Origin of the sequence: Rahnella perminowiae, assembly GCF_019049755.1 — a bacterium.
Classification (GTDB): domain Bacteria; phylum Pseudomonadota; class Gammaproteobacteria; order Enterobacterales; family Enterobacteriaceae; genus Rahnella; species Rahnella perminowiae.
The window spans coordinates 1-9,960 of the sequence record NZ_JAFMOS010000451.1 but is presented as its reverse complement, the minus strand read 5'-3'; the positions used below and the strand labels follow the sequence as shown (position 1 = coordinate 9,960).

The following is a 9,960-nucleotide window of genomic DNA, read 5'->3' as shown; positions in this document are numbered from 1 at the left end:
GGAACTACGAATAATCGGGAGTGGGTAGTGAATTTTTTGCGAGATTGAGTGATTTTTGAGAAGAAAATCTTTGGAGCGGGTGAAGGGAATCGAACCCTCGTATAGAGCTTGGGAAGCTCTCGTTCTACCATTGAACTACACCCGCTTAGGTGTGCGACTGGCATTATAACCGGTTACGACGGCGGAGCAAGACGTGATTGCGGATAAGCGCTGGAGTTTTAAGCAGTTAGCATTTGTCGTGATCTGCAGCATGAAAAAAGGCGCCGGAGCGCCCTTTTGTAGTTTCTGAAGAAAACTTATTTCTGAGTCTGCGGACGCATCGCCGGGAACAGAATGACGTCGCGGATGGTGTGGCTGTTAGTGAACAGCATCACCATTCGGTCAATACCAATGCCCAGACCGGCAGTCGGTGGCAGGCCGTGTTCCAGCGCTGTCACGTAGTCTTCGTCATAGAACATCGCTTCGTCATCGCCTGCATCTTTCGCAGAAACCTGATCAGCAAAGCGCTGTGCCTGGTCTTCTGCATCGTTCAGCTCGGAGAAGCCGTTACCGATTTCACGCCCACCGATGAAGAATTCGAAACGGTCAGTGATTTCAGGGTTCACATCATTACGGCGCGCCAGCGGAGAAACTTCTGCCGGATATTCCGTAATGAACGTTGGCTGGATCAGCTGTGCTTCGGCAGTTTCTTCGAAGATCTCGGTCACGATACGGCCCAGGCCCCAGCTCTTCTCGATTTTGATACCGAGTGATTCTGCAATAGCGGTCGCTTTTGCCAGATCGTCGAGATCCGCAACGTCAGTTTCCGGACGGTATTTGCAAATCGCTTCACGCATGGTCAGCTTGGCGAATGGCTTGCCGAAATCGAAGGTCTGGTCGCCATACTGCACCACACTGCTGCCCAGAACGGACTCAGTCAGGGTGCGGAACAGGGATTCGGTCAGAACGATCAGGTCTTTGTAATCCGCGTACGCCATGTAGAGTTCCATCATGGTGAACTCTGGGTTGTGACGCGGAGAAACGCCTTCGTTACGGAAGTTACGGTTGATTTCGAATACGCGATCGAAGCCGCCAACAACCAGACGTTTCAGATACAGTTCCGGCGCGATACGCAGGTACATGTCGATGTCGAGCGCATTGTGGTGAGTGATGAACGGACGCGCCGCCGCGCCGCCAGGGATCACCTGCATCATCGGGGTTTCGACTTCCATGAAGCCGTTTTCCACCATGAAGCTGCGGATGCCCGACATGATCTGAGAACGGATCTTGAAGGTTTTACGGGAATCTTCGTTAGCGATCAGGTCGAGATAACGCTGACGGTAACGCGCTTCCTGATCCTGCAAGCCGTGGAATTTATCCGGCAACGGACGCAGCGCTTTGGTCAGCAGACGCAGTTCAGAACAATGGACCGACAGCTCGCCGGTCTTGGTTTTGAACAGCTTACCGGTCGCACCCAGAATATCGCCCAGATCCCATTTTTTGAATTGCTCGTTATAGATGCCTTCAGCGAGATCATCACGAGCCACGTAAAGCTGGATACGGCCGCCGACATCCTGCAGGGTGACAAAAGACGCCTTGCCCATGATACGGCGGGTCATCATACGGCCACCCACGGTGACTTCGATGTTTAATGCTTCCAGTTCTTCGTTGGTCTTTTCGCCATATTTCGCATGCAATTCATCAGAGATGCTGTCACGACGGAAATCGTTAGGGAAAGCGATACCGGATTCGCGCAGTAAAGCCAGCTTCTCACGACGAGATTTCAGCTCGTTGTTAAGATCTGGTACATTTTCTGCACTTTGCGCTGCTGGTTGTTGCTCAGACATTTTGGTTCCTCATAACCCGGCTTTCAAACTTGCCTCAATGAATTTATCCAGGTCGCCATCCAGTACGGCCTGCGTATTTCGCGTTTCAACACCCGTGCGTAAATCTTTGATACGGGAATCGTCCAGCACGTAAGAACGAATCTGGCTGCCCCAGCCGATGTCAGACTTGTTGTCTTCCAGCTGCTGTTTGTCCGCATTTTTCTTTTGCATCTCATACTCATAAAGCTTCGCACGCATCTGCTTCATGGCCTGATCTTTGTTTTTATGCTGGGAACGGTCGTTCTGACATTGGGTCACAATGTTGGTCGGAAGGTGGGTAATACGTACCGCAGATTCCGTTTTGTTGACGTGCTGACCACCCGCACCTGACGCGCGGTATACGTCGATACGCAGGTCGGCAGGGTTAATTTCGATTTCGATATCGTCATCCACTTCCGGATACACAAACGCGGAACTGAACGAGGTATGGCGACGACCGCCGGAATCAAACGGGCTCTTACGCACCAGGCGATGGACGCCGGTTTCGGTACGCAGCCAGCCAAACGCATAATCGCCGATGATCTTGATGGTCGCAGATTTAAGCCCTGCCACTTCACCATCCGATTCTTCGATAACTTCAGTTTTGAAACCTTTGGCTTCTGCCCAACGCAAATACATGCGCAGCAACATGCTCGCCCAGTCCTGTGCTTCCGTACCACCGGAACCGGCCTGGATATCGAGGTAGCAGCTCGCACTGTCGTATTCACCGGAGAACATGCGGCGGAATTCAAGCTGTTCCAGTTTGGCGGTCAGTACATCGAGTTCAGCAACCGTCTCATTGAAGGTGTCTTCATCGTCGGCTTCTACAGCCAGTTCCAGCAGGCCGGTGACATCTTCTGCGCCCTGCAACAACTCATCGATGGTTTCAACGATAGCTTCCAGAGAGGAACGTTCTTTGCCCAGCGCCTGCGCACGTTCTGGCTCGTTCCATACGTCCGGCTGTTCCAGCTCGGCGTTTACTTCTTCGAGGCGTTCTTTCTTGGCATCATAGTCAAAGATACCCCCGAAGAACCACTGTCCGATCGGACAGGTCCTGAATGCGGTTTTTAACCGGATTAATTTCAAACATGATTTTCGCGTCTTACGTTAGATTCGGAGTTGGCCCAATGCCATTCGAACCGCAGATTCTAACGGAATTAGCGGTCTTTTTATAGCAAGGAGCCGTTTTTTTGCAGGGTTTATTGCCGGCGTAAATCGCTTATTTCGGCCATAAATGTTCGATAATCAACTGAACGTTGCGATTTCCACGGAATTCATTGATATCCAGCCGGTAGGCCAACTGCACTTCACGGATACTGCTGTCCGGCCAGAAAGTCGGATCGATATTAAAGGCAATGCCGTCAAGAAGCGGACCACCGCCGACAGGTTCAATCATCAGCTTGAGATGACGCTCCTTCAGCAGTTTCTGTTGCAGGATGCGGAACCTGCCGTCAAAGGTTGGTTCCGGGAACGCCTGTCCCCACGGGCCGCCATCGCGCAGCATTTCAGCTGTATCAAGGGTCAGCTCGCGGGCAGTCAGTTCCCCATCCGACCAGATCACACCTTCAAGATGAGCGGGATCCAGCCATTCGCCCACCAGTTCAGCGAATTTATCGCGAAATTCATCGAACTTGCTCTCTTCAAGCGATAAGCCAGCCGCCATCGCATGGCCGCCAAATTTCATCATCAGTCCGGGATTGAGTGTATCGAGACGCTCCAGCGCATCACGCATATGCAAACCGGCGATAGAACGGCCGGAGCCTTTGAGAATGCCTTCACCCGCTGGTGCAAAGGCTATCACCGGACGGTTAAAGCGCTCTTTCAGGCGTGATGCCAGAATGCCAACCACACCCTGATGCCATTCGGGGTGATACATCGCCAGCCCGAACGGCAGCGCGTCGGTGCTGCGTTCCAGTTTGTCACACAGCGCCAGTGCTTCGACCTGCATGCCCTGCTCTATCTCACGGCGGGTCTGGTTCAGCGCATCCAGATCACTGGCCAGCGCACGCGCCTGCCCGATGTCTTCGCTGAGTAAAAGCGCCACACCAACCGACATATCATCAAGACGTCCGGCGGCATTCAGCCGTGGCCCGAGCGCAAAACCTAAATCACTGGCGCACAGCGTACGGGCTTCGCGCCCGGCCACTTCCAGCAGAGCACGGATCCCCGCCCGGCATTTTCCGGCACGAATACGGTTCAGCCCCTGATACACCATGATGCGGTTGTTGGCATCGAGCGGCACGACGTCAGCCACGGTGCCAAGCGCCACCAGATCCAGATGTTCCGCCAGATTCGGGATAGCCAGGCCGTGTTGTTCAAACCAGCCGCTCTCGCGTAATGCACTGCGCAACGCCAGCATCAGATAAAATGCCACGCCAACACCCGCCAGCGATTTGGACGGAAACTCGCAGCCGACCAGATTCGGGTTAATGATCGCTTCGGCATCCGGCAATGTTTCGCCCGGCAAGTGGTGATCGGTGACCAGCACCTGAATGCCTTTTTCATGGGCAAGCGCCACACCCGCGTGGGAAGAAATGCCGTTATCAACGGTGAGGATCAACTCTGCACCGCGTGACGCCGCCTGTTCGACCACTTCCGGGCTGAGACCATAGCCATCTTCAAAACGGTTCGGCACCAGATAATCCAGGTTCCCACAGCCCATACTGCGCAACGAGAGCAATGTGAGCGCAGTACTGGTTGCGCCATCAGCATCAAAGTCGCCAACGATAATTATGCGCAGACGTTCAGCCAGTGCTTTTTGCAGTAAGGCAACGGCGGTATCAATACCATCAAGTTGCTGATAAGGCAGCATGCCACGTACGCTGCGCTCAAGCTCCTGGCTTTGTGTCACACCGCGGGCGAGATACAGGCGGCGTAAAAGCGGGGAGAGTTCGGCGGGAAGATCCACGCCAGCCGCCGCCTCCCGACGGCGAAGTTGGGTCTGCAAGGTCACGAAAAATCAACCACCGGTTTTATGTGAAGGATCCTGCTGGTCGAGCATGGCAGCCATTTCTTTTGGCGGCTGATAGCCAGGGATCAAAGTACCGTCTTCCAGCACAATGGCCGGAGTGCCTGTCACTCCGAACTGGACGCCCAGCTCAAAGTGTTTCGCAATATCACTGGATTGACAGGTTGCCGGCGTAACATCATCGCCACGCATTGCCGCATCAAAACTGGTTTTGCGGTTGCCTGTACACCAGACCGACTGCATGTCTTTCTCGGTTTTAGAATTCAATCCCTGACGCGGGAAGGCCAGATAACGCACGGTTATACCAAGATCGTTATAGTCCTGCATCTGCTGATGCAGCTTGTGACAATAGCCACAGGTGATGTCGGTAAATACCGTGATCACATGCTTTTCGTTTTTGGCTTTGTAAATGATCATCTCGTTTTGTAATGCATCCATCTTCTTCACCAGCGCTTTGTTGGTGACGTTAACCGGATGACTGCCGCTGACGTCATACAGCGGCCCCTGCAAAACGTGTTTTCCGTCGTCGGTAATGTAAAGGGTGCCGCTGTCGGAAGAGACCGCGCTCAGGCCGGTTACCGGCGAAGGCTGGATTTCGGCATGGCTCATGCCCAGTTTGCCCAGCGTGGCTTTGATGGCTGCTTCGTCAGCATGGACGGCGGAACTCATACACGCAGCCATAAGCGTCAGCAGCATTAAACCTTTTTTCATCATGTCGTCCTTTTTCTCCGGCCTGTTACGCACGGGGATGATGTTGTTGATGTAGCTGTTTGAGTCGTTCAGTCGCTACATGGGTATAGATTTGTGTGGTCGATAAGTCGCTGTGACCTAACAACATTTGCACCACGCGCAGATCTGCGCCGTGATTCAATAAGTGGGTGGCGAAAGCGTGGCGCAGAACGTGGGGAGACAGCCGCTCTGCATCAATGCCCGCAAGGATCGCATAGTGTTTGATGCGATGCCAGAATGTCTGGCGTGTCATTTGCTGCGCCCGGTTGCTGGGGAACACGATATCCAGCGATTGCCCGTTCAGCAGCCACGGCCTGCCATGCTCGAAATAGTTTTCAATCCAGTACACGGCTTCTTCGCCCATCGGCACCAGCCGTTCTTTATTGCCTTTACCGATAACCCTTACCACTCCCTGCCTCAGGCTCAGATCACTGAGCGTCAGCCCGACCAGTTCGGAAACACGCAAACCGGTGGCATAAAGCAGTTCCAGCATAGCTTTGTCGCGCAGTTCAAGAGGCACATCGACACTCGGTGAAGCCAGTAAGGCGTCAACCTGCGCTTCGCTGAGGTCTTTCGGCAGGCGTTGCGGTAATTTTGGCGAAGACAGCAACGCGGTCGGATCATCCTGACGCACGGATTCGCGGTTCATGTACTGAAAGAGGCGGCGCATCGCGCTGAGCAACCGTGCTGAGCTGGTGGCTTTATATCCCCCTTCGATCCTCTCAGACAGAAACAACTGCAGATCTTCGGCGCTGACATGCAGCAGATCCGTATTATTATGATGCAGCCAGCCCAGCAGAGATTTCAGATCCTGACGATAGGATGACAGTGTATTTTCAGCAAGATTGCGTTCAATCCAGAGCATGTCCAGAAACTGCTCCGTCAGACTCTGATCGGCTTCGTTGACCGCCCGGGCCATCTGCTCAGGTGTCACATCCCGCTGGCTCGCATTATCTTGTTTTGGCATCCCGACTCCTCTTACTCATGACGGCCATTATGCCTTTCCTGTGCCCGGATCTGCTACACTGCCTGTCATTCGTATTCTGATAACGTTATGGCAGCAAGTATGAAGATCGGACTTTTCTACGGTTCCAGTACCTGTTACACCGAAATGGCAGCGGAAAAAATCCGCGACATTTTAGGTGAAGAACTGGTTGATTTGCATAACATAAAAGATGTTGATCCCGACAGGATGGAAGACTACAACATCCTGATCCTGGGCATCCCGACATGGGATTTTGGTGAAATCCAGGAAGACTGGGAAGCGGTCTGGAATCAACTCCCGACGCTTAAATTACGCGGCAAAATCGTAGCCATGTATGGCATGGGCGATCAGCTCGGCTACGGCGAATGGTTCCTTGACGCGCTCGGCATGCTTTATCATCAGCTGGTTCCCCTTGGCGTGCATTTCATTGGTTTCTGGCCGACGGAAGGCTTTGAGTTTACCAGCCCGAAACCGCTGAGTGCGGACGGTAAACATTTCGTCGGGCTGGCTCTGGATGATGTGAACCAGTTCGATCTCACCGAAGAACGTCTGCAACAATGGTGCGAACAGATCCTGCTGGAAATGGATGCGCTGCTTTAACGCCGCATAAAATCCCGGCGTCAGCTTTCCATGAACATGGCCCTTTCAGCCCGGTTTTGCCGGGCTGCGCGGTGCACCGCTGAGCAATATCTGTCGCAACCGCCGCCATTCTTCCAGACTCATGCTGTCCGATGCCAGCCATAACCGCTGCCTTGAACTGCGCATCGCCTGTGCCAGCCCGCCTTTACGCTTTTCGCGACGCAACGAGAGCAGCACACCATGGCTTATCATCCATACCGGCTGTTTAATCTGCCATTCATGGCCGCGCCACAAAAGACGATTATCTTCAAGCAGGATCATTTCGCCCGTGCGTGCTGTAATGCGCCGCTGGCTACGGATGCATTCAAACAACACCAGCAAAAGCAACGTCATCCATACCGGCCAGTAACCTGCAGGCCAGGGTGCCAGCAAAATAAGCAGCATCACGCCACCGTAACATCCCAGTGAAATGAGCTGACTGCGCCAGGACACCCGGAGATCACATCGCCACAGGGCCACGGGCTTTGTTTCGAGTCTGAATAAGGGCAACCATACGCTGTAATTCGGTGTCTTTCGGTTCACCGTGATTCATCAGCCAGTTGAACAAATCCGGATCGTCACAGGTCAGCAGGCGGACAAACACTTCTTTATCAGTATCGCTCAGCGAATCATATTCATACTCGAAGAACGGCATGATGGAGATATCCAGCTCGCGCATACCGCGGCGGCAAGCCCAGTGAACGCGGGAACGATTATTAATATCCAGTGGGTTTTTGCTTTCCATAACAAGACTCTTTTTTAGGATACACAATGAGAATTCTTTTATATAGAAAGCGATTCTAACAGCCCGTTGCGCAGGGGCGTAATTTTTCAGTGCCCTGTTTTGTCAATCTATGTGATGTGCTGGAAAACCTGATGCAAACCTGTCGCTTATCTTACATTCTCTGGAAGGTATCCTGGAAAAGGCACCAATAACTGTTTTCAAAGCGGGTGGGCTCTTTTACCATGAGGCATCAGTCACATTTCATAGACCGGGATCAGAAAATGGCTAACGACTTTCCCTTTCCACCGCAAAAACCTTCAGCATCCTCCCATCTTCCGCTAACGCTGATTTCACTGGAAGACTGGGCACTGGTGACCATGACCGGTGCAGACACCGTGAAATACCTGCAAGGTCAGGTTACCGCGGATGTCGATGCGCTGGCCGCCGATCAGCATATTCTCTGTGCGCACTGTGATGCGAAAGGGAAAATGTGGAGTGATTTGCGTCTGTTCAAGCGTGGCGATGGTATGGCGTTTATTGAACGCCGCAATGTGCGCGACACCCAGTTAACGGAAATCAAAAAGTACGCCGTATTTTCTAAAGTGACTTTCACTGCCGATGACGATGTGGTTTTGCTCGGTGTGGCAGGTTTTCAGGCCAGTGCTGCACTGACCGGGCTTTTTTCAACCTTGCCAACGGCTGAACAGCAAGTCGTGCAACAAGATGAAACTACCCTGCTGCATTTCTCTCTGCCAGCCGAACGTTATCTGATTGTCACCAGCCCGGAAAAAGCCCGTCAGGTGGTGGAAGAACTGGGTGAGCAGGCACAACGCAACGACAGCCAGCAATGGCTGGCGCTGGATATCGAGGCCGGTTTCCCGGTGATTGACACCCTCAACGCCGTACAGTTTATCCCGCAGGCCACTAACATTCAGGCGCTTGACGGCATCAGTTTTACTAAAGGCTGCTACGCCGGTCAGGAAATGGTGGCTCGTGCGAAATACCGCGGTGCGAACAAACGTGCATTGTACTGGCTGGCAGGTAAAGCAAGTAAAGTGCCAGCACCGGCTGACGACCTCGAATTACAATTGGGTGAAAACTGGCGCCGGACAGGCACCGTACTGGCGGCGGTTCAGCTCAGCGACGGTACGCTTTGGGTTCAGGCCGTACTGAATAATGATCTGGAAGCCGATGCCAGTCTGCGGGTGCGCGATGACGCCACCAGTCAGTTGCGCATTCAGCCGTTGCCTTATTCCCTGGAAGAAACGAAGTAGCTTTCAGCATGAAGTCACTTCAGCATATTGCCGCCTTAAAGATATAGGGCGGCAATGGTAAATTTAATCGTGAGGGCGTCGGCCTTGCGCATTCAGCAAATCAACATACGCCTGATCCACCAGTTCCTGCCGGTTAATCCCCAGCCGTTCCAGTAAGTCCTCAGCAATGACAATGCCCTGCTCCGGTGTTTCGTCATCAGCAAGTACGACTTCGAATTCCAGATAATCGCCCAGTCCTTTTACCCTGTCGAGATGCAGTCGGGTTTGTCCGATCATAAAAAGGGTGCGCTGTTTGATGACACGCCCGGCAGCGCCATAGGCCAGTGTCAGGGTTTCGCGCAAACTGTCAGGATCCTGCGTGGGTGAAAGCGTGTAGAAACTGGTTTTAGGGCCAACCTTGTCAGGGCGCTGATAGAAAATCAACTCACCGCGATCGGGCGCTAATGTGCGTAATTTCAGGCGGCCGTGCGGACACACGAAAAAGGTATCATCCTGATCAATGAGATCCGGCAATCCATCAGATAGCAGCGCAATTTTTTCATACAGTGCGGAAAAATCATCGATCCGGGCTTTAATCTCAATATTTCTGGCCATCACTTACTCCCTTAAAAGTTTATGTTATTTACACGGGTATAATGAACGTTAAATGACCGTACCGTGGTTTTGTGAAGATCATCATCTCCACAGAGCGCAAATTCTTTGTCACTCCTTCACGTATTTCCCCCCATTAGCAGATAAACTCGCAGCATCGGGTGTTGCATGCACCTTTCACATCACGCCAGAAAAGGCCGGAGGCCAGAGTCCAGAATGATATGGAT

10 protein-coding genes and 1 tRNA gene are annotated in these 9,960 nt (G+C 52.8%); 2 read left to right on the top strand and 9 right to left on the bottom strand.

The genetic code is table 11. From position 1 onward, the window contains the following. Positions 1-71: 71 nt before the first annotated feature. From J1785_RS07700 to xerD, 6 genes are all read right to left on the bottom strand, one after another. Positions 72-145 (bottom strand) — tRNA-Gly (locus tag J1785_RS07700). Positions 146-296: 151 nt separating this feature from the next. Next, positions 297-1,826: a lysine--tRNA ligase gene (lysS, locus tag J1785_RS07695; RefSeq protein WP_217137553.1), complete on the bottom strand. Its 1,530-nt coding sequence runs from the start codon at positions 1,824-1,826 to the stop codon at positions 297-299. Between the two features lie 9 nt (positions 1,827-1,835). Next, a protein-coding gene (gene prfB, locus J1785_RS07690; protein ID WP_129954899.1) for a peptide chain release factor 2 occupies positions 1,836-2,934 on the bottom strand; the annotation gives its coding sequence in 2 pieces (ribosomal slippage) (positions 1,836-2,858 and positions 2,860-2,934; 1,098 coding nt in all). A 129-nt stretch (positions 2,935-3,063) separates the two neighbouring features. Continuing rightward, on the bottom strand, positions 3,064-4,797 hold the full coding sequence (recJ, locus tag J1785_RS07685) for a single-stranded-DNA-specific exonuclease RecJ (protein WP_129954898.1): 1,734 nt from the start codon (positions 4,795-4,797) through the stop codon (positions 3,064-3,066). Between the two features lie 6 nt (positions 4,798-4,803). Next, a complete protein-coding gene (dsbC, locus tag J1785_RS07680) occupies positions 4,804-5,523 on the bottom strand; it encodes a bifunctional protein-disulfide isomerase/oxidoreductase DsbC (RefSeq protein WP_129954897.1) in 720 nt (239 codons plus the stop codon). Between the two features lie 25 nt (positions 5,524-5,548). Continuing rightward, positions 5,549-6,460 (bottom strand): site-specific tyrosine recombinase XerD, encoded by a 912-nt coding sequence (gene xerD / locus J1785_RS07675; RefSeq protein ID WP_217137562.1) that lies wholly within the window; start codon positions 6,458-6,460, stop codon positions 5,549-5,551. A gap of 147 nt (positions 6,461-6,607) precedes the next feature. Between xerD and fldB the strand changes: the two genes are divergently transcribed. Then, positions 6,608-7,126, top strand: a complete 519-nt coding sequence (fldB, locus tag J1785_RS07670) for a flavodoxin FldB (protein WP_013574110.1) — start codon at positions 6,608-6,610, stop codon at positions 7,124-7,126. A 45-nt stretch (positions 7,127-7,171) separates the two neighbouring features. Here the strand turns inward: fldB and J1785_RS07665 are convergent, their stop codons facing one another. Together J1785_RS07665 and sdhE are read right to left on the bottom strand one after the other, a co-directional pair. Next, positions 7,172-7,624 (bottom strand): protein YgfX, encoded by a 453-nt coding sequence (locus tag J1785_RS07665; RefSeq protein WP_129954896.1) that lies wholly within the window; start codon positions 7,622-7,624, stop codon positions 7,172-7,174. Beyond that, complete coding sequence (gene sdhE, locus J1785_RS07660) at positions 7,605-7,871, bottom strand: FAD assembly factor SdhE (protein ID WP_129955005.1); 267 nt, start codon at positions 7,869-7,871, stop codon at positions 7,605-7,607. The genes J1785_RS07665 and sdhE overlap by 20 nt, the downstream gene beginning before the upstream one ends. A gap of 278 nt (positions 7,872-8,149) precedes the next feature. Between sdhE and ygfZ the strand changes: the two genes are divergently transcribed. Continuing rightward, a complete protein-coding gene (gene ygfZ, locus J1785_RS07655; protein ID WP_217219167.1) occupies positions 8,150-9,142 on the top strand; it encodes a tRNA-modifying protein YgfZ in 993 nt (330 codons plus the stop codon). Positions 9,143-9,205: 63 nt separating this feature from the next. On the opposite strand, the gene J1785_RS07650 is transcribed toward ygfZ, so the two are convergent. Further along, positions 9,206-9,736, bottom strand: a complete 531-nt coding sequence (locus J1785_RS07650; RefSeq protein WP_129992023.1) for a class IV adenylate cyclase — start codon at positions 9,734-9,736, stop codon at positions 9,206-9,208. Positions 9,737-9,960 lie beyond the last annotated feature (224 nt).

Bases quoted from the DNA above. Each gene is read 5' to 3' on its own strand.
- ygfZ (WP_217219167.1), top strand. From the start codon at position 8,150: ATGGCTAACGACTTTCCCTTTCCACCGCAAAAACCTTCAGCATCCTCC.
- lysS (WP_217137553.1), bottom strand. From the start codon at position 1,826: ATGTCTGAGCAACAACCAGCAGCGCAAAGTGCAGAAAATGTACCAGAT.
- fldB (WP_013574110.1), top strand. From the start codon at position 6,608: ATGAAGATCGGACTTTTCTACGGTTCCAGTACCTGTTACACCGAAATG.
- xerD (WP_217137562.1), bottom strand. From the start codon at position 6,460: ATGGCCCGGGCGGTCAACGAAGCCGATCAGAGTCTGACGGAGCAGTTT.
- dsbC (WP_129954897.1), bottom strand. From the start codon at position 5,523: ATGAAAAAAGGTTTAATGCTGCTGACGCTTATGGCTGCGTGTATGAGT.
- J1785_RS07650 (WP_129992023.1), bottom strand. From the start codon at position 9,736: ATGGCCAGAAATATTGAGATTAAAGCCCGGATCGATGATTTTTCCGCA.